Origin of the sequence: Sphingobacterium sp. Mn56C (assembly GCF_049319645.1) — a bacterium.
Lineage (GTDB): Bacteria > Bacteroidota > Bacteroidia > Sphingobacteriales > Sphingobacteriaceae > Sphingobacterium.
The window spans coordinates 153,672-179,030 of record NZ_JBMOUC010000001.1 but is presented as its reverse complement, the minus strand read 5'-3'; the positions used below and the strand labels follow the sequence as shown (position 1 = coordinate 179,030).

22 protein-coding genes and 1 tRNA gene are annotated in these 25,359 nt (G+C 41.7%); 10 read left to right on the top strand and 13 right to left on the bottom strand.

Features of this window, described 5'->3' with window-relative positions; translation table 11 throughout:
• Positions 1 to 20: 20 nt before the first annotated feature.
• The 7 genes from ACL9RF_RS00815 to ACL9RF_RS00785 form a co-directional block, all read right to left on the bottom strand.
• Entirely contained in the window at positions 21 to 590 is a 570-nt protein-coding gene (locus ACL9RF_RS00815) for an adenylate kinase (RefSeq protein WP_422798696.1), read from the bottom strand.
• Positions 591 to 664: 74 nt separating this feature from the next.
• Positions 665 to 738: transfer RNA gene (locus tag ACL9RF_RS00810), tRNA-Arg, on the bottom strand.
• Between the two features lie 209 nt (positions 739 to 947).
• Positions 948 to 4,109 carry an efflux RND transporter permease subunit gene (locus ACL9RF_RS00805; RefSeq protein WP_422798695.1) on the bottom strand — a complete coding sequence of 1,054 codons (3,162 nt, stop codon included), beginning with the start codon at positions 4,107 to 4,109 and terminating at the stop codon, positions 948 to 950.
• A 19-nt stretch (positions 4,110 to 4,128) separates the two neighbouring features.
• On the bottom strand, positions 4,129 to 5,187 hold the full coding sequence (locus ACL9RF_RS00800; RefSeq protein ID WP_422798694.1) for an efflux RND transporter periplasmic adaptor subunit: 1,059 nt from the start codon (positions 5,185 to 5,187) through the stop codon (positions 4,129 to 4,131).
• Between the two features lie 14 nt (positions 5,188 to 5,201).
• Positions 5,202 to 6,551 carry a TolC family protein gene (locus ACL9RF_RS00795; RefSeq protein WP_422798693.1) on the bottom strand — a complete coding sequence of 450 codons (1,350 nt, stop codon included), beginning with the start codon at positions 6,549 to 6,551 and terminating at the stop codon, positions 5,202 to 5,204.
• Entirely contained in the window at positions 6,552 to 7,160 is a 609-nt protein-coding gene (locus ACL9RF_RS00790; RefSeq protein ID WP_422798692.1) for a TetR/AcrR family transcriptional regulator, read from the bottom strand.
• A 127-nt stretch (positions 7,161 to 7,287) separates the two neighbouring features.
• A complete protein-coding gene (locus ACL9RF_RS00785) occupies positions 7,288 to 7,944 on the bottom strand; it encodes an NrtR DNA-binding winged helix domain-containing protein (RefSeq protein ID WP_422798691.1) in 657 nt (218 codons plus the stop codon).
• 145 nt (positions 7,945 to 8,089) lie between these two features.
• Here ACL9RF_RS00785 and pfkA point away from each other — a divergent pair, with 145 nt between their 5' ends.
• The 3 genes from pfkA to gap are packed head-to-tail and all read left to right on the top strand — an operon-like array spanning position 8,090 to position 10,932.
• Entirely contained in the window at positions 8,090 to 9,073 is a 984-nt protein-coding gene (gene pfkA, locus ACL9RF_RS00780; protein WP_422798690.1) for a 6-phosphofructokinase, read from the top strand.
• 4 nt (positions 9,074 to 9,077) lie between these two features.
• On the top strand, positions 9,078 to 9,926 hold the full coding sequence (locus ACL9RF_RS00775) for a hypothetical protein (protein WP_422798689.1): 849 nt from the start codon (positions 9,078 to 9,080) through the stop codon (positions 9,924 to 9,926).
• 7 nt (positions 9,927 to 9,933) lie between these two features.
• Positions 9,934 to 10,932, top strand: coding sequence for a type I glyceraldehyde-3-phosphate dehydrogenase (gap, locus tag ACL9RF_RS00770; protein ID WP_422798688.1), 999 nt, complete (start codon positions 9,934 to 9,936; stop codon positions 10,930 to 10,932).
• Positions 10,933 to 10,973: 41 nt separating this feature from the next.
• On the opposite strand, the gene radC is transcribed toward gap, so the two are convergent.
• Positions 10,974 to 11,660: a RadC family protein gene (gene radC / locus ACL9RF_RS00765; RefSeq protein ID WP_422798687.1), complete on the bottom strand. Its 687-nt coding sequence runs from the start codon at positions 11,658 to 11,660 to the stop codon at positions 10,974 to 10,976.
• A 151-nt stretch (positions 11,661 to 11,811) separates the two neighbouring features.
• Here radC and ACL9RF_RS00760 point away from each other — a divergent pair, with 151 nt between their 5' ends.
• Both ACL9RF_RS00760 and ACL9RF_RS00755 read left to right on the top strand, forming a co-directional pair.
• The gene (locus ACL9RF_RS00760) at positions 11,812 to 12,270 is read left to right on the top strand and encodes a peptidylprolyl isomerase (protein WP_422798686.1); all 459 of its coding nucleotides are present in this window, start codon (positions 11,812 to 11,814) and stop codon (positions 12,268 to 12,270) included.
• A gap of 15 nt (positions 12,271 to 12,285) precedes the next feature.
• Positions 12,286 to 12,690 (top strand): DUF5606 domain-containing protein, encoded by a 405-nt coding sequence (locus ACL9RF_RS00755; protein WP_422798685.1) that lies wholly within the window; start codon positions 12,286 to 12,288, stop codon positions 12,688 to 12,690.
• An 82-nt stretch (positions 12,691 to 12,772) separates the two neighbouring features.
• On the opposite strand, the gene ACL9RF_RS00750 is transcribed toward ACL9RF_RS00755, so the two are convergent.
• Positions 12,773 to 13,456, bottom strand: coding sequence for a prolyl oligopeptidase family serine peptidase (locus tag ACL9RF_RS00750; protein WP_422798684.1), 684 nt, complete (start codon positions 13,454 to 13,456; stop codon positions 12,773 to 12,775).
• A gap of 132 nt (positions 13,457 to 13,588) precedes the next feature.
• Between ACL9RF_RS00750 and ACL9RF_RS00745 the strand changes: the two genes are divergently transcribed.
• The 3 genes from ACL9RF_RS00745 to ACL9RF_RS00735 all read left to right on the top strand — a co-directional run bounded on the left by ACL9RF_RS00745 (position 13,589) and on the right by ACL9RF_RS00735 (position 18,492).
• On the top strand, positions 13,589 to 14,002 hold the full coding sequence (locus tag ACL9RF_RS00745; protein ID WP_422798683.1) for a c-type cytochrome: 414 nt from the start codon (positions 13,589 to 13,591) through the stop codon (positions 14,000 to 14,002).
• A 230-nt stretch (positions 14,003 to 14,232) separates the two neighbouring features.
• Positions 14,233 to 15,459 carry a metallophosphoesterase family protein gene (locus ACL9RF_RS00740; protein WP_422798682.1) on the top strand — a complete coding sequence of 409 codons (1,227 nt, stop codon included), beginning with the start codon at positions 14,233 to 14,235 and terminating at the stop codon, positions 15,457 to 15,459.
• 3 nt (positions 15,460 to 15,462) lie between these two features.
• A complete protein-coding gene (locus ACL9RF_RS00735; protein ID WP_422798681.1) occupies positions 15,463 to 18,492 on the top strand; it encodes an AAA family ATPase in 3,030 nt (1,009 codons plus the stop codon).
• 69 nt (positions 18,493 to 18,561) lie between these two features.
• On the opposite strand, the gene ACL9RF_RS00730 is transcribed toward ACL9RF_RS00735, so the two are convergent.
• The 4 genes from ACL9RF_RS00730 to ACL9RF_RS00715 form a co-directional block, all read right to left on the bottom strand.
• A complete protein-coding gene (locus tag ACL9RF_RS00730; protein WP_422798680.1) occupies positions 18,562 to 19,293 on the bottom strand; it encodes a menaquinone biosynthetic enzyme MqnA/MqnD family protein in 732 nt (243 codons plus the stop codon).
• Between the two features lie 78 nt (positions 19,294 to 19,371).
• Positions 19,372 to 19,992 (bottom strand): histidine phosphatase family protein, encoded by a 621-nt coding sequence (locus tag ACL9RF_RS00725; RefSeq protein ID WP_422798679.1) that lies wholly within the window; start codon positions 19,990 to 19,992, stop codon positions 19,372 to 19,374.
• A 9-nt stretch (positions 19,993 to 20,001) separates the two neighbouring features.
• Positions 20,002 to 21,195 (bottom strand): aminofutalosine synthase MqnE, encoded by a 1,194-nt coding sequence (mqnE, locus tag ACL9RF_RS00720; protein ID WP_422798678.1) that lies wholly within the window; start codon positions 21,193 to 21,195, stop codon positions 20,002 to 20,004.
• A 66-nt stretch (positions 21,196 to 21,261) separates the two neighbouring features.
• Entirely contained in the window at positions 21,262 to 23,100 is a 1,839-nt protein-coding gene (locus tag ACL9RF_RS00715) for an ABC transporter ATP-binding protein (protein ID WP_422798677.1), read from the bottom strand.
• 189 nt (positions 23,101 to 23,289) lie between these two features.
• On the opposite strand from ACL9RF_RS00715, the gene ACL9RF_RS00710 reads away from it, so the two are divergent.
• A complete protein-coding gene (locus tag ACL9RF_RS00710) occupies positions 23,290 to 24,456 on the top strand; it encodes a pyridoxal phosphate-dependent aminotransferase (protein WP_422798676.1) in 1,167 nt (388 codons plus the stop codon).
• A 40-nt stretch (positions 24,457 to 24,496) separates the two neighbouring features.
• On the top strand, positions 24,497 to 25,336 hold the full coding sequence (locus ACL9RF_RS00705) for a prephenate dehydrogenase (RefSeq protein ID WP_422798675.1): 840 nt from the start codon (positions 24,497 to 24,499) through the stop codon (positions 25,334 to 25,336).
• The last annotated feature ends 23 nt before the right edge of the window (positions 25,337 to 25,359 follow it).

Here is a 25,359-nt window from a genome sequence, read left to right as displayed (position 1 = left end):
CTATTTATATTCTTAAAAGACTAGTAAGCGTCGATAACAGCTGTAAGTTCAGCAAAAATTGTTTCGATATCTCCGATACCATTTACTTTACTAAGCTTACCTTGGCTTTCGTAATACGGTAATACATGAATTGTTTTACCAAAATACTCTTCAATACGTTTTTTCAATTTATCGGCAGCATCATCCGCACGACCTGTTATTTCCTGACGTTTAGCGATACGCTGTGTCAACTCCTCTTCATTAACATCCAAAGCAATAACTCCGGTGATAGCGGTATTATTGTCTGTTAAGAACTTATCCAGAGACTCCGCTTGCGCTACCGTACGAGGGAAACCATCAAAAATAAAACCCGTTGCATCGGGGTTTCTTTTAATTTCTTCCTCCAACATTGCAATCGTTATTGAATCTGGAACGAGGTTACCATCAGCGATCAGCTGACTAACCTGCTGTCCCAATTCGGTCTGCCCTTTAATATGTGCACGGAAAAGATCTCCGGTAGAGATATGTACAAGGTTATACTTTTCAATCAGCTTCTCCGATTGCGTACCTTTTCCTGCTCCTGGAGGACCGAATAAAACAAGGTTTAGCATAGTGTTGAGTAAATTTACAGTGAAAAATAAAAGCCTAATCCTGGTTCAAGAATTAGGCTTTTCAGTTAACTAAGTGCGCTCAAAGGGAGTCGAACCCCTAACCTCCTGATCCGTAGTCAGGTGCTCTATCCAATTAAGCTATGAGCGCGGCAACCATCACTTCCGGGATATAGCCTCTTCCGTTTTGGTGATGCAAATATAGAACAAGATTTATAAACTCACAAAAAATATTGCACTTTTTTTCACTATAAATCCTAACCCACTAACAATCAGGAATAAGATTTTAAGCAGCAGAAGAGCTAAAAATGCATAAAGCGAAATATGCGCCTTCCTGCTGCTTAAAATTACATGTAACGCTTAATGTTTTTCGACATAATCTGCGTTGGGTTCGTAGTCGGCAACCATCTCTTCGGCGTAATTTGTAGGCTCACCTCTACGTAACCTACGTTGTATACCATCGATAATGGCATAAACGACTGGCACCACCACAAGGGTTAAAAACATCGACGACAACAAACCACCAATAATTACAATAGCAATACCACGGTTCATGTCGGCACCATCGCCTGTTGCCAAAGCAATCGGAATCATACCAAACACCATCGCAATGGTTGTCATCAAAATGGGGCGTAGACGGGCGTGGTTTGCCGCAACCAAGGCGTCGTGCGTACCCATCCCCTCTTCACGTCTATGGTTGGCAAAGTCGACCAGCATAATGGCATTCTTTGCTACCAATCCGATCAGCATAATAATACCTAAGATCGTGAAGATATTTAGCGATTGGTTGGTTAATGCCAATAACAACAACGCACCGATAAACGACAATGGAATGGAGAACAATACCACAAACGGCGTTGCAAAGTTGTCGTATAAAGCAACCATCACCAGGTATACCAAAATAATAGAAGCCAATAACGCCACACCTAAGGTACCAAAACCTTCCTGTTGGTTTTCCATATTACCGCCCCAAACATAAGATACACCAGGCTTTGCCTTAATCTCGTCAAACCTCTTCTCCCAATCTTGTGCTACGGTACCTGCCGGACGACCAACAACGTTACCTTGCACCGATACCGCTGGCGATTTATCGCGGCGCTCCAACAACGTCGGCCCCGAGCTGTACGCCACCTCCGCAAACTGCTCCAACGAAATTGCCTGTCCGCTGCTATTGATAAACTTCAGGTTACGCACATCGTTCAGGTTGGCACGTCCTTTATCATCAAACTGAATATTAATATCATACTCGTTATCTCCGGCTCTAAACTTATTATCCGTATTTCCGGAAAATGCCGTTTGCATAGTCGTACCTACGGTAGCCACACTTAAACCTAAAGATGTCATTTTCTCGCGGTCTACCTTAACCGAGATTTCCGGGTTCCCAGACTCTGAGGTCAACTTCACGTCTTTTGCTCCCGGCACAGCACGCAATAAGTCTGCTGCCTGCTCGGCAAACTCCTGCGCCTCCTCTACCGACGGCGCGATTACCGTAAGCTTCAATGGCGCTTGCTCTGCCCCCATAGGGCCCACATTCACCGACTTAACTTTCGCACCTACTAATTCCTGCATCAACTGATTACTCAGCCCCGCAGAGAATACTTTAGAGTTTACATTATGCTTAAATTCTTTCTTCAGGATAACATGTATCTCGGCCTTATAGCGCGATCCTGTTACGGTATTCATACCGTCGGAAGACTGCCCTACCGTAGTAATCAACTTATCGATCTCCGGTTTTTCCGACAAAAACTTCTCGGCCTTCTGCACCATAAAGTTGGTCTTCTCTAAGGAAGCATCTTTCTCCAGCTCAAACTGCAAAAAGAACTCACCACGATCACTGGCCGGGAAAAAGTCTGTTCCGATATATCCTGCAGGCACCAGCGCTACAGACCCAACAAACAGCACCAGCGATAGCAATAAGGTCCACAGCATATTCCAACGGTTTCCTAAAGCCCATTTAAGGATATTAGAAATACCATGCGTAAAGGCATCCAGGCCAGCTTCGAAGCCATGGATTATTTTTCCAAAAAAGGAATGCTTATTGATATGCTCTAAACGTCCAAAACGGGAATACAACCAAGGGACAATAGTAAAGGACACCAATAAAGACAATAAAGTCGAAATAATAACCGTAACACAGAACTGCGCCAAGATATTTGCTACCAAACCATTGGCCATAGCGATTGGCAAAAACACAACCACAATAACCAAGGTAATTGCTGTTACGGTAAAACCAATTTCGGATGCCCCATCATAGGCTGCCCGAACTTTATTTTTACCCATCTCCATATGGCGGTGAATATTTTCGATTACCACAATAGCATCATCCACCAAGATACCTACCACCAACGATAGACCAAGTAAGGACATCAGGTTTAGGGTATACCCCATAAAATAGAGCCCGATAAATGTAGCTACCAAAGACAACGGAATCGCCACCATTGTAATCGCTGCATTCCGCAAACTGTGTAAGAAGAATAGCATAATAAACCCTACCAGACCAATGGCAATCATTAAATCGTGGATAACATTGTCGGCAGCCGTTAATGTATAATCCGAAGAGTCGTTGGCAACCAAAATTTTAACATTCTGATCTTTATAGTCGCGCTCAATCTCTTCTACTGTCTTTTTCACCAACTCAGATACTGCAACTGCATTGGCATCAGACTGCTTAAAGACCTGCAATAAAATTGTATTCTGCCGATCTAAACGGGCAATTTTTTCTACCTCGGCAATACCATCTTGCACATCCGCAACATCTTTAAGGAAGACAATTACACCCTTAGGGGTAGTAATAGGAAGGTTACGCAGCTCTTCGATAGACTGCACTTTACCCGCCAGGCGGATGGTGGTACGGCTATCCCGCGAGGCCACATTACCTGTAGGGAAATCCATGTTGGAAGCACCTATTACCTGCTGTACTGTACTTAAGGACAGGCCATACCCTTGCAGTTTATCGGGATCTACCTTCACCTGAATCTCCCGCTCCTCGCCGCCGATCATATCTACTTTTGCCACCCCGTTTATACGTGCAAAAACAGGCTGAATTTTAGTATCCAACAAATCGTACAGCTCTTTTTCAGAGAGGGATGAGGTAGCGGCTAAACTCATAATTGCCACATCATCCAAGGAGAATTTATTTAAAGATGGTGTTTTGGCATCATCCGGCAAATCGTTGATAACAGCATTTATTTTACGCTGCGCATCGGTAAGCAGGAAATTTACATCGGCACCATTGTTCAGTGTAATAACTACAACAGACACATTTTCCATCGATGTAGACTCAATTTTCTTCACCGACTCCAACGATGCTACGGCATCTTCAATTTTTTTCGTTACGGTAGTTTCCACCTCGGTAGGCGAAGCCCCCGGATAAATCGTCTGCACCGTAATGACGTTAACTTCAAACTTTGGAATCAACTCGTACCCCATTTGTTTGTACGAGAAAAGACCGCCCAAGGTCAATATGATAAAAAGTACCAGAATGATACTCGGACGCTTTATCGAAATTTCAGAAATTTTCATACGCTATAATTGTCCAATCTTATTTAATAATTTCGATTGGCGTTTGATCTAATAAGTTTATTTGTCCTGAGATAATAACCAGATCACCGGCAGTTAAACCCGATATCACTTCGATGTTATCACCAAAACTTCTACCCGATACTGCTGTAACGGCTACTGCTTTACCGTTTTTAGCAACAAACACTTTATTATCACTCACCGAACCTACAAAAGCGGTACGTGGCACAACCAAAAGATTTGCCGCGGTTGAAGCATCAAAATTTGCCGTACCGTACATACCCGCACGCAGGCCGCTGCTTCCTGGGTTTGGCACCTCAATTTCTACAGGAAAATTTAAGCTACCATCCGATTTGGGAGCGATAAAAGTAATTTTTCCGGTATAATTTTTATCGCTGTACACCGATGCTGAAACATTTACCGTCTGTCCGACACGCAATACCGCCACATTTTTCTCGTCTACATTAACGCGCAACTTCAGCGTGCTGACATTCACGATATCAAAGGCAGGTGTACCCGGACTTACATACGTTCCAGGTTCAATTTTACGGGTATTTACAACTCCACTAACCGAGGTTTTAATGGTGATATCTCCTGCCGTAAGTTTTGCTGACCTTAAGTTATTTTTTGCATTTTCAAGCTGTAACTTCGCTTGATCCAACTGTTGCAAGGTTACACCACCGCTAGAATATGCGCTTTCAAAACGCTGTACTGTCGATAGGGCATTGTCGTAGTTCGCTTGCGCATTAACCACGTTTACATTGAGCTTATCGCCTTCAATGACAGCCAAAGTCTGGCCTGCACTCACTTGTGTACCTTCTTGCACCAAAACACGGACAACACGACCTGCAGTTTCTGCCGATACCGTTACCTCCTGTTTAGGCTCGAAAGTTCCGTTGGCGATATACGCCACATTTATAGCCTCACTACGCACTGTATCTACACGAACCGCTACAAAAGTATTGGTCTTTGCTGCCTCCTGTGTCAGGGCGTCATTTTTTGTTTTGTTCTTATTTAAAATGTAGAAAATACCACCCAGGGTAGCTGCAATAATTACTACAGTTATAATTACTCGTTTCATATTGTGTGAATAGATTATTTTTCGTTTACTAAAGTTTTTAATTCCCCTTTTGCCTTGATCAACTGTACCTCGGCAACCTTATAATTTAATAGCGCCGTATTTAAGTTATTCTGCGCATCCGCATACGCCCGCTCGGCATCTAGAAGCTCCGTTAATGTGGCCAAACCATTTTTATAGTTATTTTCGGTGTCACTTAACACCTCTTTAGCCAGCTTAACATTTTCCTTATTATTGTTTATCGTTAATAAGGAGTTTTTAATCTGCGCACGCGCATTTTCGTTGCCTAAACTTAAGGCCAGCTTGGTATTGTCTAAATCAACTTTTGCCGTTTTAATCTGAATATTCGCCTGGTTAATTTTCGACCTTGTTAAACCACCATTAAATATAGGAACCGATAGGTTTAAACTTAAGCCCGAAAAACCAGACCATTTAACCGCTTTATCGGCCGAAAATATCGGAAACGATGGCCCCATACCTAAGTACCCGTAATTTCCGGAAAAGGAAAGTGTAGGGTAATAATCTGCCGACATGGCTTTTTTATTTAACTCCAAAAGCTCCAGTTGCTTATTTAAAACCTTCACCTCTGTGCGCCCCTCTAAATTTGTTGTTTCCAATACCGCAACGGCCGGATTTATAGCGAATGTTTCCTTCGGCAAGGCGATATTTTCCTCAATGGGCATCCCCACGGCAAACTTCAATGCATTCTCCCTTAACTCCAAGGCATTTAATGCAATCTGGCGGTTAGCCTTTAAGTTGTTTATCGCCACATTAGTACGATCCAAATCAATTTTCTTCCCTAACCCAGCCTTTACCAAGCCTTCGATTACATCTCTGGTTTTTATGGTATTGTTTAGGTTAATATCAATGGTCTCTACCTGTAACTTGGTTTGAAATACATCGTAATATGCGGTTGCAATTTTTTCAATCAGTTGCTCATCGGTCATATCCTTGTTTAGCACATAAAACTCTCTTGTTGTTTTTGCAGCTTTAAGGCCGGTAAATAGGGATTGATTAAAAATCTGCTGGTTGACTTGTAAAGCACCGTTTGATTGCCACTTTTGCCCCATCGCAACCAATAAGGTTTGGCCTGGCATACCTGCCAATTCACCTGGAAGGGCAACCTTTTGTAACATCGGATTGTAGGTTAACGTACCGACACCGGTAAGATGTGGCAATGCACCCGATCTAACCTCATCGATTTTATACTGCGAATTCTCCAGATCCAAGCTCGCTTTTTTTGCGTCTGCTTTATTTTCGAGCGCAAATTTTATAGCCTGTTGTAGGGTTAGTACCTCTTGCGCACTTGCATTAAAAAATGCAAATAGGCCAGCAGCTAAAAAGCCTATAATTTTTATTCTTTTCATTTATTTAGTGTGTGTAACGATTCGTTTTTCAAATATTAACTGTGCTGCACGTTTCTGACTTTCCAGAATTCGGGTAACATTATCTTTATTGGGAATACCGGTAATAATATCCTGAGCGTTATGCATAAAACTAATGCTCTTACTAATTTCAACGTAGGCAATACTTGCCTCTTCGATATCCTCGAGCACCAGATCGCCTGCCTCCACTGCCAGGGTAAAGAATCGTTTTACCACTTGTATATCCCGCTGTAGGAATTCTTCCATAACTTGTGCAATATCAACGCCTTTTATCCACTCCAAGTTTTCGTTTATATGCAGCATATAATACCGCCGCATAAAACTTGCACGCAACTCCAAAGACTTAAACACGGTATCCATAAAATCTCCGGAGTAGTTGGATAGTATCTCCTCCTCCGCAGCATACAATGCCTTGCCTACAACATATATTGAATCTTTGATTAAGGCTGATTTATCTTGATAGTAATAATATAGATTAGCTTTTGTAATATGTAAATCTTCTGCAATTTCATTCATGGTAGTTTTGCTAAAACCATAATGACTAAACCGCTTCAAAGCAACCTCAATAATTTCCTCTTTTCTCTTGTCCATCTGCCTGTTTTACCTTTTGACTTTTATTAATTAAAGTTCAAAAGTACAAAATGAAGCGTATGTTAAACAAGTTTTATTGAAATAAAACAGTACTATGACAAAAAAGTCATATGTAAGAAACTAATAATTAAGAAAATAGTTTTTGAAATTTCCGTTTATCTAATTTATATAAACGTGCTGCACGGTAGGAAACACCGGTCTGAAATTCATTGAGTTCTTTCAGATACCCTAAATTACTGATACGCTTTCTAAAATTACGCTTATCCAATGGTTCGCCAAGAATGGCTTCATACACCTGCTGAAGCTGTGTTAGGGTAAACTTTTCGGGTAAAAGCTCAAAGGGTGCTAGGGAGTAATGGAGGCTGGTTTTAAATTTCCGTAAACTTAAACTCAGAATATTACCGTGATCAAAGGCTAAGGCAGGCATCTTGGAGACATCAAACCATTTCACCTGTTTCATATAGTTGGTAACAGGTTTAATTTTATTCTTTACATCCTCGTAACGCACCAGCGCCATATAGGCTACAGTAAGCACGCGACCTTCAGGATGACGCTTCAAACCCGCAAAAGCTGCCAGCTGCTCCAGGTATATATCTTTAAGACCGGTATGCTCATAGGATATCCGTTTTACTGCATCTTCCATCTCCTCTTCTTTCTCTACAAAGAAGCCCGGCAGCGCCCACCAATCTTTGTATGGATACTCGTTACGCTCGGCTAATAATATCTTTAGCGCCCCTTCATGAAAAGTAAAAATAACACAGTCTACAGTAAAAAATGATAACACAAGCTTTAGATTTACGTAAGTAACTTTTTAGTTGATCAATAAGCAATATTGCTTAAAAAATGTAAAATAAACAAAAAAATTGATCTAAAAGTTTATTAGTGTAAAAAATACACACTATATTCGTATTGCCTAAAATTAGACAGATTTGAAAAACGTAACAAAAATCGGAGTTTTTACATCAGGAGGCGATGCGCCAGGAATGAATGCCGCAATCCGTGCGGTAGTAAGAACTGCCATATATGAAAACTTAGAAGTAGTAGGAATTTACCGCGGATATCAGGGCATGATTGATGGTGATTTTATCCCCATGAACCGCCGTACGGTAAGTTCCATTATTCAAAAAGGCGGTACCGTCTTAAAGTCGGCTCGCTGTTTGGAATTTAGAACCCCTGAGGGTAGAAAAATCGCGTACGAGAATATTAAAGCGCAAGGGATTGATGCACTTGTCGCCATTGGTGGTGATGGTACTTTCACGGGAGCAAAGTTATTCTCTGAGGAGTACGATATTCCGGTAATGTGTATTCCGGGTACTATCGACAACGATTTGTATGGTTCGGATTATACCCTTGGCTATGATACAGCCAATAATACCGTAATCGAGGCGATTGATAAAATCCGCGATACAGCATCGTCACATAGCCGTGTCTTTTTTGTGGAGGTTATGGGGCGCGACTCCGGATGTATCGCACTGAATGCCGGTGTCGGCGGTGGTGCAGAGTCGATCTTACTGCCCGAGGTTGAAACAGGCCTGGAGGAGCTTATTCAGGAGCTTGAACTGGCAGAAACCAGGGAAAAGAGCTCGATGATTGTTATTATTGCCGAAGGCGACCAAAATGGCGGTGCTTATGAAGTTGCTAAAAAGGTAAAAGAAAAACTTACGCACTTAGATATTAAAGTTAGTATATTAGGCCATCTTCAACGGGGTGGAGCGCCAAGTAGCTTCGACCGCGTATTGGCTACACGTATGGGTTATAAGGCTGTGCACGAGTTAATAAATGGCAACAGCTGTGCCACGGTTGGTATGCGTGGCACCACGATTATTACTACGCCACTAGCCGAAGCGCTCAGCAAAAAAGAGTTTAAGCTGGATGAAGAGCTTTTAGAAATCGCTAATATAATGAACAAATAGGGCTATGATTTTAGTTATTTTCACTGGATCCAGATACGCCGATTGGCGTTTGGCCGACAAAGGTAAGGTATTACATGGGTTTCGAACTCAGGGAATAAACTCTTATATCCAAGATGATAACTTTATCAATCAGCTGTTAAATAAAAATATACATTTATTATACAACGCCGAACGTATACGCAAAATATTCTTCTTCGGTGCTGGCGCTTCCTCCAAGGATCGACAGGATAAAATTGTACATGTTTTCTCTTCCTTTTTTAAAAATGCACGCGTTAAGGTTTCCCACGATTTGGATGCCTCGGCAATCGCTACCTTTGGCGATGAGAAGGGTATTGTAGGTATTTTGGGCTCGGGTAGCAATGCTGCTTATTTTACAGGAAAGAAAATTGTCGATAATAACTATGGCTTAGGCTATATTTTGGCGGATGAGGGATCGACAAATTGGATGGCTCAGCAGCTATTGCGCGACTTTCTGACGGATGCTATGCCGCAGGGATTCCGGGAGAAGCTGTTGGAAAAACATACGATTGATCGTAAATTAATCTTAGAAAGAATTTATAATAGCCCTAACCCGAATATCTTTTTGACCTCTTTTGCCGATCTGATTTTTGACAATAAAAGCGACCCTTATATGGCGGCGATTATTAAAAGAGGGGTCGAACTGTTTGTAAAAACGTACCTTGTTCCGCTTGCCGACAATTACCCGGATGCGGTTATTAATATGACGGGGTCGGTGGCACAGAACTGTAAGGACTGCTTACTGGAAATTGCAGAGGAATATCACCTTAATATTGAAACTATTGTTAAAGAACCTATACAGAATTTAACAAAATATTACATAAACAAAAATTAAGACAAAAATGAAAATTGGAATTAATGGATTTGGTCGTATTGGTCGTTTAGCTTTTAGAGCTGCCGTAAATCGTGCAGATATAGAGGTTGTTGGTATCAACGATCTTGTAGAGCCAGATTACATGGCTTATATGTTGAAGTATGACTCTACACACGGTAAATTTGACGGTACAGTAGAAGTTAAAGACGGAAACCTTGTTGTTAACGGTAAAACAATCCGCGTAACAGCTGAAAAAGATCCTGCAAACTTAAAGTGGAATGAAGTTGGTGCGGAGGTTGTTATCGAGTCTACAGGTCTTTTCTTAACGCAAGAATCGGCTCAAAAACATATCGATGCGGGTGCGAAAAAAGTTATTATGTCGGCTCCTGCAAAAGATGATACCCCTACTTTCGTAATGGGTGTTAACCATAAGGATTTAAAAGCAGACCAAAACATCGTTTCTAATGCTTCTTGTACAACAAACTGTTTAGCGCCTATTGCTAAGGTATTGGACGACAAATTTGGTATTATTGAGGGTTTAATGACGACTGTACATGCTGTTACTGCAACACAAAAAACTGTTGATGGCCCTTCTGTTAAAGACTGGAGAGGTGGTCGTGGTGCTTACCAAAATATTATCCCTTCATCTACAGGTGCTGCTAAAGCGGTTGGTTTAGTGTTGCCTCAATTGAAAGGTAAATTAACAGGTATGTCTTTACGCGTTCCTACTGCCGATGTTTCTGTGGTTGACTTAACAGTACGTTTGGATAAAGGTGCTTCTTACGAAGACATCAAAAATGCGATGAAAGAGGCTGCTGATGGCGAGTTGAAAGGTATCTTAGGCTACACCGAAGATGAGGTTGTGTCTACAGACTTCTTAGGCGATGCACGTACGTCAATCTTTGATGCTAAAGCGGGTATTTCTTTAAACGATAACTTCGTGAAAGTGGTTTCTTGGTACGATAACGAATGGGGTTACTCAAACAAAATTATCGACTTAGCACAAGAAGTTGGTAAACATATTTAATAAACAAAACGCTGCCTTAATTAAAGGGCAGCGTTTTTTTATTATAGCAACTCCGCATCCCGAAAACTATAGTATGCTGTATCGGTAAAAATAAGGTGGTCATGTACCGCAACATCTACAGCTTTTGCCCCTCGTACAATATTTTTTGTCAGTGTTCTATCTGCTTGACTGGGGTGTAAACTGCCGGAAGGATGGTTATGTGCCAAAATCATCGCATGCGCACGGCATTCTAAGGCATAACCTAATATTACTCGTAAATCTACGGGTGTAAAATCGTTTCCGCCACGACCAATCAATTTGGATTGGATAACTTTACATGCGGTATTAAGGTAGATAACCCAGAATTCTTCATGGGGCAGATCGACCATGGTGGAGCGAAAGTAGGCGTAGGCCTTGTCGCTGCTATTTAATACAGCTTTCTCGGGCTCCTCCAGCATATCACGCCGGCGCCCTAACTCCAGTGCCGCCATAATCGCTATTGCTTTTGCTTTTCCTATGCCTTTGTAACGGCAAAGCTCCGTTATTTCTTTTTTTGATAGCTGATTTAGGTTGTTGTTGGCATCGCTTAATATTCTTCGACATAGACTTACGGCAGACTCATCTGTAGAGCCGGAGCTTATCAATATTGCCAATAGCTCTGCATCCGACAAGGCTCTACGGCCTTGTTCTACTAATTTCTCTCGGGGTCTGTCTGACTCGGCCCAATTTTTAATCACTAATCTTCCCATGGCTTCAATATCTTACTGTAAATAATTGGTGCTCATAAATTTACAAAAACAATAATAAGTTAACAAACTTTAACCAAGACGGCATTTAGCTAAAACGCATAGTTTTGCAAAAAAAAGTTATCTTTGTACCTCAAAATAAATTTATTTAGAAATGAGTAAAGCAATCATTAAGACAGAAAAAGGCGATATGACTGTACAATTCTATACAGCAGACGCTCCTAATACAGTAGCAAATTTTGTGAAATTAGCGAAAGAAGGGTACTATAATGGCCTTTCCTTCCACCGTGTTATTCCTGACTTTGTTATTCAAGGTGGTTGTCCTAACAGCCGTGAGGGTGCCTCTGGCATGCCTGGAACGGGTGGCCCTGGTTACAAAATCGATTGTGAATTAACAGGTGAAAACCAATACCATGACCGCGGTGTATTATCTATGGCGCATGCTGGCCGTAATACAGGTGGTTCGCAATTCTTCATTTGCCATAGCCGCAACAATACTGCACATTTAGATCGTAACCATACTTGTTTTGGTAAGGTGATTGAAAATGTTGACGTAGTAGATGATATCCGTCAAGGCGACCGTATTTTGGCTATTGAAATTATTGAAGATTAATACCTAAACATATCTATGAATTTAAGAGCTTTAGTATCTGTAACAGGGAAACCTGGATTGTTCAAGTTGGTTGGACAAAATAAAGGTGGATTTATCTTGGAATCTTTGGATAAGGCCAAAATTAAATCTGTTGTAAACTTAAATACAACGAAAATGGCTACGCTTGAAGATATTACCATCTATGGTGAAGAAGAAGAAATCCGTTTATTGGATGTATTAGAGAAAATTAAAGCCGATGGCGGTAATACACCAGATAGCAAAGCGGATGGCACTACACTGAGAAACTTCTTCCGTGAGGTGGCTCCGGGACATGATGAATCGCGTGTGTATACTTCGGATATCAAAAAAATTATTTCTTGGTATGCTATTATTAAGGAATTCCCGCTTTTTGATGAGGAAGCACCAGAGCCTATCCGATAAATAAAAATTTTATAGTGTAAAAATAAGGCTGTCTTTCCAACGAAAGACAGCCTTATTTTTTGTGTGCAAGATGTATCGCTGGTTACTTTTTATACGAAAATAACCAGTCGTAGATTTTTGAGCTATGAAACAGGCGCTCAACACTGCCGTGTGTGCCTCCAGGTATAATCGTTAGCGTTGCATCGGCGTCTTTATTATATTGTTTTATGGCATTAAAAATCTTTTTCGATTCCGATACCGGAACAGCGCGGTCTCTATTGCCATGCTGTATCCATAAGGGTACTTGTGCCAGGTTTTGAGCATCCTTTAGCAAACCTCCACCGCATATGGCAACCGCTGCTGCAATGCGGTCTGGGTATTTACCAGCAACATCCAGGGTGCCGTATGCGCCCATACTCATGCCACATACGTAAACGCGCGAAGGGTCGGCGTTGTAATTTTCTAAAACATAATCTATGACTTCCATAACGTCATCGGCCTTCCAGCCGTTGGCCGTTTGTGGCGCCACAACAATACCGGGCACCTCCTGCCCCCTATCCATGGCATACAAGACGCCATAACGCTTTACGCGGTCTAGATTATTTCCGGATAAACTCTTGCCGTGCAAAAAAACCAGGATAGGCTCTTTGTCGCCATTTTCTGAATACGAGTCTGGAAGACGGAGCAGGAAATCGTATTTGGTTTTATTCTTCACAGGTTTTACATCTGCCCTTAAGCTAGAAGCATGCCCTAAAATAAACGCTAGCAGTACTAATAATGATCGCATAATCTAATATCCTGGAATAGTTTAGTTTTTAAGGCTCCAAAATACTAAAAAAAGAAGAGAAATCCTACATGACATTGCTATGACTATATCGTTTTATTTTGTATACTTGTTATAGACTTAAAGGAGAGAACCATGATGAACTTAAAACAAATGCTGACTTTATTCAGTATTAGTGGCCTGTTATGTATTATCAGTTCCTTTACTGAAATCACAACGCAAGAAGAAAAAAAAGATCCTCCAAAAAATTTAAAAGTGCTTCCAAAGGATATAACGAAGGAGGATTTAGAGCATGTCATGCGTGGCTTTACAAGTGCGCTGGGAGTTAAATGCAATTACTGCCATGCTGCACAGAGCAACGGCGCCGCCGGCTTAGACTTTAGCAGCGATGCTAATCCGCGTAAAGAGGTAACGCGAAGTATGATAAAGATGACCCACAAGATTAATAAAAAATACTTCAATATGCCTCATCAGGGGATACTCCAAAATATTAGCTGTATTACCTGCCACAACGGACAAAGTATTCCTAAAACAATAACCATAAACTAAATTTAACGCTGCTTTTTTCCTTTTGCTTTTAACTCGGGGGCCTTCCGCCTTGGTATATGTGCTGGATATGCTGAATGAACGAATGAACGCATTAAAGAATTAACGTATAAGGGCATCGAAGCATACCTAAGCATCTAAGCAGAGGCGTTGCAGGGGTATCACCTTAGGTATCGCTTCCTGCTGACGTTTTTTAAGCGATAGTTTTTATTTTTTCCGTATTTTTATATCCTATGAAGTTACTGCATACCGCGGATTGGCATTTGGGTAAACGGTTGGATTTTGCACATCGGATAACCGAACAGAAAGAGGTACTAGATGAAATATGTCAGCTTGCTGATTACCATGCTGTTGATATGGTTATTGTCGCTGGTGATCTCTTTGATGCTTTCAACCCACCTGTAGAGGCCACCGAATTACTATACAAAACGCTAAAACGCCTTACCAAAAATGGTAAGCGCCCAGTTGTCGCTATCGCTGGAAATCACGATTCTCCTGACCGTATCGATTCACCTGATCCTTTAGCCAGGGAATGTGGCATTATTTTTATCGGCTATCCGAATGCAGCAATAACCCCCTTATCGATTGAAGATGGCTTTAGTATCACACATACTGATTTGGGGTTTTTGGAGTTTAAAATTCCACATATCGGTTTTCCGGTACGCTTATTAACCACGCCATATGCCAACGAAATACGCCTTAAACAGTTTTTAGGCATCACAGATAAAGCTACACAACTGCATAAGGTTCTTGAAAATTCCTGGGCAAACCTGGCATCGAAATACTGCGATACAAATGGCGTTAATTTGCTTACCGCGCACTTGTATATGTTGCAACGTGCAGGCGAGGTACTGGAGGAACCCGAAGGGGAAAGACCGATAAAAATCGGAAATGCTGATATTATCTACACTGACGCTATCCCTCCACAAATACAGTATACGGCACTGGGTCATTTACATCGCTATCAACATATTGCGGGCCATAATTCTCCTGTGTTGTATTCGAGTTCGCCGTTGGCGTATTCTTTTTCCGAAGCTGGACAAACTAAACATATCGTTTTAGTAGACCTATACCCAAACCAGGCGGCGCGCGTTACCCCTGTTGCCTTAACCAAGGGCCGCAAGCTTTACCGTAAACAGTTTACCGATGTAGACAGTGCCGTAAATTGGTTGCATGCCAACCCCAACACTTGGGTGGAACTAACTTTGGTGAGTGATAACTACATAAGCTCGGCAGAGTTAAAGCGCTTACACGAATCCCACGACGGTATTATCCATATTATCCCCGTTGTAGCTAAAAATAACGCGTCCCAGCAGGATACGCAGCCGGTAAAACTGGATCAGGATATCTATGGCTTATTTAAAGATTTCTTCCGGAATAAATATGGACAGGATCCAAACGATGAAATCAACGATTTATTTAAAGAGGTTTTAGCACAAAATAAAGATTTGGAGGATTAGTGTATGTTGCCCTTATATTTAAGTATTGAAGGTTTATATTCCTATCAAAATAAACAAGAGATTGATTTCTCAAAGCTTACGGAAGGTGGCCTCTTTGGCATATTCGGAAATGTAGGTTCGGGTAAGTCTTCCATTTTGGAAGCGATAAGTTTTGCGTTATATGGCGAAACAGAGCGCTTAAATAAACAGGAGAAACGAGCGTATAATATGATGAACTTAAAATCGGATAATGCTATAATCGATTTTAGGTTTTTGAATTTCGAGGGTAGAAAGTTTCGTTTTATCGCTCAATGGAAACGTAAGAAGCGTTTTGAAGAAACTACAACTATTGAGCGCTTTGCCTACGAGTGGAAAGCAGAAAACTGGATTCCGCTGGAGTCTACTGACGGCGCTGCAGTAACCAACCTGTCTTACCCCAACTTTCGCCGTACTATTATTATTCCGCAAGGTCAGTTTAAAGAGTTTCTCGAACTTAAGGGGAAAGATCGTTCGGATATGATGAAGGAGATCTTTTTCTTAAACCAGTATGACCTGGGCCCTAAAGTGGGTATGCTGCAGGCCGACAATAATAAAAAACTGGAAAATATAAACGGCGCCTTAACGGGGTTTGAGGAGGTCTCGGTGGAGATACTGACCAGCAAGAAGGAGGAGTTTGAACTGGCATTGCTAAACCTTAACCTGATAAAGGATGAATTTGAACAGGTAGAAAAAAGCTACCAGCAGCTGCATGTAGCACGTGAAAACCGTAAGGTTTTGGCGGCAAAACAACAAGAGCTTCAAGCCTTATACGCGCAAAAGGCACAGATTCAGCAATATGAAAAAGAATTGGCTGAGTACGAATCGGTAAGCCAGCATTTTAAAGAGCATATCAACAATCTGCATAGCCTTACTTACCATAAGGAGCTGCTGCTGGGAAAAATTGAAAAACTGAAGGATGCCAAGGGGCAGTTGATGATACAAATCGACGATACCGACCACAAGTTGGCCGGAATACGGGCAGACTACGACAGTTTAGATACCTTTAAAAAAGAGGTAGACGATTTTAAACTGCTTATACATAATGCCGAATTGCAGGCTAAGCGTACCGAGCTGGAGAGCCGTATTGAAAAAGGTAGCCCCATTATTACGCAGACGGCAGCGCGCGAACAGCAGCTTAATGCCGACTTGAATAACGAAGAACAGCAGCTGGCAAAACTGAAGGATGAGCAGGTAAATATTGCCGAATTGCTGGCCATTGAAAGGTGGTATCAAATTAATGATCAATACAAAAAGCAGTCGGCAGATATAGAACATAAACTGCAGACCTTAGAGATGGAGCTGGAAAGCCATAGGCTTAAATTTTCTGAACAGGAGCTGTCGCCAAACAATTGGCAGCAAGCGCTACAGCATAAATTTACGGCCTTTGATAATGCTAAGCTGTTGTGGTCAAAAAAGGAATCTGAGGTACGCCTGAAGCAGGAGCTATCGCACTATATATCAAATTTAAAACATGGCGACCCTTGTCCGCTGTGCGGGGCTATGGAGCATCCCCAGCCGATGCATGCCGACGATGTGTCGGCAGAACTACAGCAGCTACAGCAGGAGCATGTACAGCTGCAGCAAGAAGAGGATGCCCTGCGTACACTACAGCAGGATCTCGCGAATGTGGCCACACGCATAACGGAGAAAAACAATCAGCTTCTTAACTTAGAGGCCGATTTAAAGGCCGTACGATCACAAATGGAGCAGCACGATGCTACCTTTGTATGGCCTGTATTTGAAAGGGAAAACAGATCGGCTTTTGAGCTGCAGAAAGCAGCAATACAGGAAAAAGAAAACCTCATAAAAAATAAAGAAAACACCATTAAGTCGCTGCGCGAACAATTGCAGCTTACGAAAGACAACTTAGTAAAATACGAACGTTCAATTGACGACCTTAAAAATCAAAGGCTACTGATCGACGGTAGTATCAACCAGAATATACAGCAACTTAAAGTTTTACGTACGGTAGACCATAATTTAAATACCGTACAGGAGTTGATGCAAAAGTCGACATTAGTACAGGAGAAGATTGCCACTACACAGCAGCAGTTTACAAGCTGGAATGAGGCCAATATTTTGGCCAAAAATCAACTAGCATCCATCCTGGGCCAATATACCGAGGCACATGAGCAATATATCGCCATGAGCAATCAGTTGCAGCAGATCCAAGGTACCATCAAGGGCTTGCTAAAGACATTTATGTTCGATGATATTACGCAGGTGAAATCGATACTGGAAAAACCAATGGATAGCAATGGCTTAAAAAAACATATTCAGCAGTATCATATCCAGGTTAGTAGTATCGGCGACCGCATTCAGGAGTTGCACCAATTAACCCGCGATGATCGGTATACCGAACAGCTTTTTGAAGACACCATACAGCTTTATAAATTTAAAAAAGAAGAACAGGCATTACAGCTGACGTTAACAGGGGCTTTGGAGAAGGAATTACAGCGCCTTACGCTGGAGCTGGATAAAAAGGAACTGCTATTGACGGAGTTTAACAAGCTGAGTGCACGCAAGGAAAACCTCCGTTTATTAGACAATATGTTTAAGGGCAATGGTTTTGTAAATTATGTGTCCAGCATACATTTAGCTCGTTTATGCGAAGTTGCAAACTTACGTTTTCATAGACTTACCAAAAATCAGTTGAGCCTATGTATCAACGACAACAATGAGTTTGAGGTTATAGATTACCTGAATAATGGTTTTAAGAGGTCTGTTAAAACACTATCTGGGGGGCAGGGCTTTCAAGCATCTTTATGTTTGGCACTCGCACTTGCGGAAAGTATACAATCGCTCAATAAGTCGGAACGCAATTTCTTCTTTATCGATGAAGGCTTTGGCACACAGGATACCGAAAGTATAAACACGGTATTTGATACCCTACAATACCTACAACATGAAAATCGCGTTGTGGGCATTATTTCACATGTGGAAGAATTGAAAGAAAGAATACCACGCGCCATAACGGTGGTAAAAGACCCGGAAAAGGGTAGTTTTATATTCTAACAAAGGCTGTCTCTAGTAGACAGCCCTATGCTTTATTTCTGATGCTATGTTAAGGTACAATACGGCCTGTTATAAGGCTTTATAATAGGCTAAATATTTCGCTATAGCTTCGCGTTTAGCTGCCGTTAAATGAAAATCCAGACTTTCGGTAAGGTAATGTGTATAATCAAAATTCGCATAGGCTGGCAACCCTGGAATGACGTCCGTCGTACGGGCAACACCATCTGCCAACGCGGCATTAAACGCCTTTATAAAATCGGCAGGCAGCTCCTTATTAGATACCCAAACGGCAAAGGCAAAAGGCAAACCTGTAAATTCTTTCCAATAATAGCCGAGGTCATAAACATAAGGCACCGAATCCTTTTTACCGAAGGTACGGTCGCCAATCAAAACATAAGCATCTGCTTCCACCTCAGCATCTTCCGCTTCAAATAAGGTAATGTCCTGCTTCCAATACTCTTTAAAGAGCACCCGTGCCAAACCGTTTGAGGTACGCGACTGCTTATCCAGCTTTAGGGTTCTTATTTCAGATAATGGCTTATTCGAAAATATAAACACGGAGTCCACAGCACCTTCCGTTCCGATACAAAAATCCGTTATAATATGGGGGCTATCAAGGCTTAACAATGCAGCAACAGGAATAATGCCAAGGTCGGCCTCGCCACTAATAACCTTACGTGCACATTCTGCGGGGTAATCCACAGTTAAGTCTAATTTTTCTAGTATTGGAGATGATTTTATTCCTTGTAAAAAAGGCAGTGTATTGGTATAACTTACTGCCGACACGCGTATCTTTTGCATCTGAAAGTTAGGTAAAATGTATCGGAAAAACTAGCCCTCTGCAGCACTTAATAGGGCCGCCCTGCAGAGGGGTAATAATTATTGTATGGCCTCTAAATGCTTGGTATTGTAATAATCGGTTATGGTAAATTTACCATCCGCATACTCCAAAACATAAAGGGCGGTATTGGTATGCGGGAAATCGTCCATTAGATGAACGGGAACGCCAGTTATATGGCACAACAATATACGCAATGCCCTACCGTGCATACACACCAGCACCAAGTTTTCATTTTCTTGCTCCAACATATGTGCAATTGCAGCCTTCTGTCGTACCACCAAAGCATTTGGCGACTCGCCATGTTCTACCGCAACATCCAGGTTATTATTGCGCCATGCCGCAACGAGCGCCTCAAACCCCTTCATAATGGTCTCATCCTGCTCTTTACCCTCGTATACACCCCAGCTAATTTCGTCAAAGCCCTCATGGGCCTCTACCGGAATACCCAAGGCAGCAAAAGGAGCTATAGTTTGGTGGGTGCGCAATAATGTAGAAGTATATATCTTATCGAAAGGAACCGTTTTATAAGCCTCAAAAAAGGCTTGCGCTTGTTTAAAACCATTTTCATTCAGCGGAGAGTTTACCCCTCTCCCCTGCACAATTCCTCTTAAGTTTAAATCCGTTTGCCCGTGGCGAATAAAATAAAATGTTTTCTTCAAAATAGTATCTTAATTAACAACAGGTAAAGCATAGTATTTTTTAACCTTGTCCTCTTCAAAAGCAACATCCTGATAATCGGTCACCACATTATACAAAGTATCCCTTTCTATAGGATGACGGCCCACATGTTTAATAAGCGCTACCAACTCCTTCGTACTCATTGCCGGTGTTTGCTCTTCTGCACCTGCCATGCTATATATTTTGGTGGTATCGTCTAAGGTACCATCAATATCATCTACACCATAGGCCAGAGAAAGCTGTGCTGTTTCCCGTGATATCATCGCCCAGTAGGCTTTTATATGGTCGAAGTTGTCCATATAAATACGCGCGATAGCATAGTTTCTTAAATCCTCAATAATAGAAACCTCTGCTACAGCGGACATTTGATTTTCCTTATTACGAAATTTTAAAGGTATAAAAGTCTGAAAACCGCCGGTTTTATCCTGCAACTGCCGCAGGCGTTCCATGTGGTCTACACGATGCCAAAACTGCTCGATATGGCCATAAAGCATAGTTGCATTGGTATGCATACCCAGGTTATGCGCTTGCTCATGGATATCCAACCACTGTTCGGCAGTACACTTATCATGTGCAATCTGCTGTCTAATTTCAGGGTGAAATATCTCTGCACCACCACCAGGCATCGAATCCAGGCCGCAAGATTGCAGGTATTTTAAACCATCATAATGGCTTAATTTAGCCTTCTTAAAGATGTAATAATACTCTACAGGAGTTAAACCTTTGATATGTAATTCAGGACGGTGTGCTTTACAGCTTTTAAAAAATTCGGCATAAAACTCCAGGTTTTGCTTCGGCACCACCCCACCGGTAATATGCACTTCCGTAACAGGCTCATTATCATACTTACGCACAATATCCATCATCCCTTCCACCTCCATCTCCCAGCCCTGATCACGTTGTTTTATTAAGCGCGAGTACGAGCAGAACTTACAATCGTATACACAAACATTCGTAGGTTCAATATGGAAATTCCTATTGAAATACGTAATATCGCCATGCCGTTTTTCACGAATATAATTCGCCAGTACACCGAGGTAATTTAATTCTCCTTTTTCGTATAAGATCACACCTTCATCAAAAGTGATCCGTTCTTCGGCAAGAACTTTCTGTGCTATTTTTCTGAGGTCGGCATCAAGATTTTTATCCTCAATCAGAAAATTCAGCTTTATCGTTGCATTCATATGACTCTCCTTCTACTACAAATGTACCAATTACTGTACAAAAAAAAACTGTTCAATTGTCAAAAACTAGGCCTCCGCAAATTGCTGCATATCAATCAAACGTTTGTATAAACCATGCTTTGACATCAGTTCGGGGTGCGAGCCTACCTCTACAATTTTTCCGTCCTCTAAAACCACAATTTTATCGGCATTCTGTATGGTACTCAAGCGGTGTGCTATAACGATTGTCGTACGGTTCTCCATCAGTTTATACAAAGAATCCTGCACCAATCTTTCCGACTCGGTATCCAGAGCCGAAGTAGCTTCATCCAACAGCATAATCGGCGGGTTCTTTAACACCGCACGCGCAATACATAAACGCTGCCTTTGTCCGCCCGACAATTTAGATCCCCTATCGCCGATATTCGTTTCATAACCACATTCTGTTTTCAAGATAAAATCGTGCGCATTCGCAATACGTGCTGCATTTTCCACCTCTTCTTGGGTAGCATCCGTATTGCCAAAAGATATATTATTGAAAATGGTATCGTTAAACAAAATAGACTCTTGATTTACTAAACCTATAAGCGCACGTAAGGAATCTTGCTTTAGGTCGCGTAGGTCGATACCATCGAAGCGAATAGCGCCCGCACTGACATCCATAAAACGCGGTATAAGATCTACTAAGGTAGATTTACCGCCACCCGAAGGCCCTACCAAGGCTACGGTTTCGCCCTTTTTAATGGTTAAGTCAACACCTTTTATAATGGGCTTATCTCCGAAATTAAAATGCACATTTTCCAGCACTATGCTATCCTTAAAGGCATTCACAGCCACCGCATCCGCCTTATCTTCAACGGCATTTTTTTCGTCTACAAGCGCTAACACACGCTCACCTGCAGCCAAGCCATTATGAATATTACTGAAGGAATCTGTTAAGGCTTTTGCAGGCCGCATCACCTGCGAGAAAATACCAATATAGGTAATAAACGCTCCAGCATCAAGACTTCCTTGTCCAGACAACACCAAACTTCCTCCATACAATAGAATGATGGCCACCATCGCTACCCCAAGTAGCTCGGATACGGGCGATCCCATTTGCTGTCTTGCCGCCATTTTACGCATTAAAGCGGCATACCGCTCGTTCTCATTTTCAAAACGATCTTTTACAAAGGGGATTGCATTAAACGATTTAATAATCTTAACCCCCGATAGTGCTTCATCGAGGTAGGTTATCATATTGGCAAAAGACTCCTGCCCTTCCCGAGCTTCGTTTTTTAAATTTTTTACAATCCGGGCGATAATAAATGCCGACACCGGAATTACGGTAATGGAAAATAAAGTTAGCTGTGGCGATATTAAAAATAAGGTAACTAGGTAGGCCAGCAATTGAAGAGGCTCCTTAAATACCACCTGCAGGGTTCCGGTTACCGAATATTGAACCGTTTGCACATCGGAAGCAATTTTAGAGATTACATCGCCTTTACGCTGGTTGGTAAAAAAGCCCAGGTGTAAATCCATCACATTATCAAATACAGCTTTACGTAGCTTTAGTAGGGTATGGATTCTAAAATTCTCCATAATTCGCTGACAGAAATACCGGAAAAGGTTTGAAATAAATACCGATAGCACAATAACAATACAAATATACTGCAACGCTTGGTACGGCCCTAACTCATAATAAAGCATATTCGATAGGTAATTAAACCATTCCTTAATATGGTAGAAATGTTCAGGTTGATGTAAAACTGGCGCTACAACACTGGCCTCTACATCTGATCCTTTAAATAAAACCGAAAGCAAAGGCATCAGCAATGCCAAGTTTAATGTTCCAAATACAACAGTGATAATGGTACAAAGAACATAAGGGATAGCAAATTTGCTGATAGGCTTAGCAAAGGATAATAATCTAAAATATGTTTTCATTCAATTTCGTAAGAAAGCAAAAATAGCAAATTTTAAATGAGAATTGATTAAAGCTGTATGAGTATTCATAGAATTCATAGAATATGAATTTTAAATGATGTAAATTACTAGCAAAATAAGCGCGAGTAAACTGCGGTTTGGCCTAGGCAATCGTATTTTTTTTATAACTTTAGCGGCAAATAAAAAATAATGGAAATCGAAGTTGCGAAAAGGCTAAAACAGACGGAGGAATACTACTTCTCGAAGAAACTTAGAGAAATTGATGAAATGAACAAAGCAGGTGCTCAGGTCATTAATCTAGGTATCGGCAGTCCCGATCTTCCTCCACATCCGGATGTTATCAAAACGTTGAATGAGCAGGCCGCTCTGGGCAGTACCCATGGTTATCAAAACTATAAGGGGTCCCCAATACTGCGCCAAGCTATGGCCGACTGGTACGACCGATATTATCGTGTTAGCCTTAACCCCAACACCGAAATTCTGCCTTTGATAGGCTCTAAAGAGGGTATTGTACATATATGCATGACTTATCTGGAGGAGGGCGATGAAGTTCTGATCCCTAATCCAGGTTATCCGGCCTATTCGAGTGCGGTACGCCTTTCGGGGGCTACAGCGGTGCCTTACACCCTTACCCAGGAAAATAACTGGTTGGTAGACTTTGCCGATCTGGAAAGCAGAGATCTTTCTAAGGTGAAGATGATGTGGATAAACTATCCGCATATGCCTACAGGGGCATTAGCCAATAGAGCATTTTTTGAAAAGGTTATAGCCTTTGGACGCGCACACAACATATTAATATGCCACGACAACCCATACAGCTTTATCTTAAACGATACGCCTGAAAGTATTATGGCCGTTGATGGTGCTAGAGAGGTGGCTATTGAGTTAAACTCGTTGAGTAAATCTTCAAATATGGCGGGATGGCGTATTGGAATGCTGGTTGCTGAAGAGCAACGTATTAACGAAATACTACGCTTTAAAAGCAATATGGATTCGGGCATGTTTTTACCGCTTCAGCTGGCAGCGGCAAAAGCCTTGCAGCTCGACAAATCCTGGTATACACAGCTGAACGAGGTTTATGCCAAACGCCGAGACAAGGTATTCGCTATTATGGATCTTTTGGGCTGTACATACGACCTTCAGCAGGTCGGATTATTTGTGTGGGCAAAAATTCCGCAGCAATATACGGATGCCTACGCCCTGTGCGACAAAATCTTATACGGCGCCAAGGTATTTATAACCCCTGGCGGTATATTTGGTACAGCGGGCGAGCAGTACATTCGTATTAGCCTTTGTGCAAAAGATGAGGTTCTGGACAGCGCTATAGCACGAATTAAAGAAGATATCAACCCTTAAATATGTCTAGTAGCTATGCTACGTTAACACCATTATATACATGAATATTGCCATTGTCGGAATAGGTCTTATAGGCGGTTCTATTGCCATCCGATTACGAGAAACCAAAACCTTTGATAAGATTATTGGTGTAGATAAAAATGAAAATAACCAAAAGAAGGCATTACAGTTGAATTTGGTTGATGAGGTGTTGCCGCTGGATGAAGCCGTGCAACAGGCCAAGGTTATTGTACTCTGTACACCTGTAGATGTTATCATGAAATTGGCACCGACCATATTGGATAAAATCGACGACCAGGTGGTAATTGACATGGGGTCTACAAAAATCAATATACTGCAAAAAATTGCCGACCACCCAAAAAGAGGGCGTTATGTTGCGGCCCACCCGATGGCAGGAACCGAATATTCAGGTCCTGAGGCTGCTATACCTAACTTGTTTAAAGATAAGGTTATGGTATATGTGGAAGCATTTAAATCGGATGAGGATGCTTTCGATATAGCAGATGCCATTACTGATCAGCTAGAAATGAAGTCTGTTTTTATGAATGCCGAAGAGCATGATATACATACCGCGTATGTTTCGCATATTTCGCATTTAACCTCCTTTGCCTTGGCTTTAACCGTACTGGAAAAAGAAAAATCGCAGGGACGTATTTTTGAACTTGCAGGCTCGGGTTTCGAATCTACGGTACGCCTGGCAAAGTCGTCGCCAGATATGTGGACTCCAATTTTTAAGCAAAACCGCAGCAACGTCCTGGAGGTATTGGAGGAGCATATTAAACAGCTGCAAAAGCTGCACGATAAACTCCAAGATGAAGATTACGAGGGTTTACATAAACTGATCAAAAAATCAAATAAAATAAAACGTATTATCAAATAAACTAAAAAGGCGTCGCACAATGC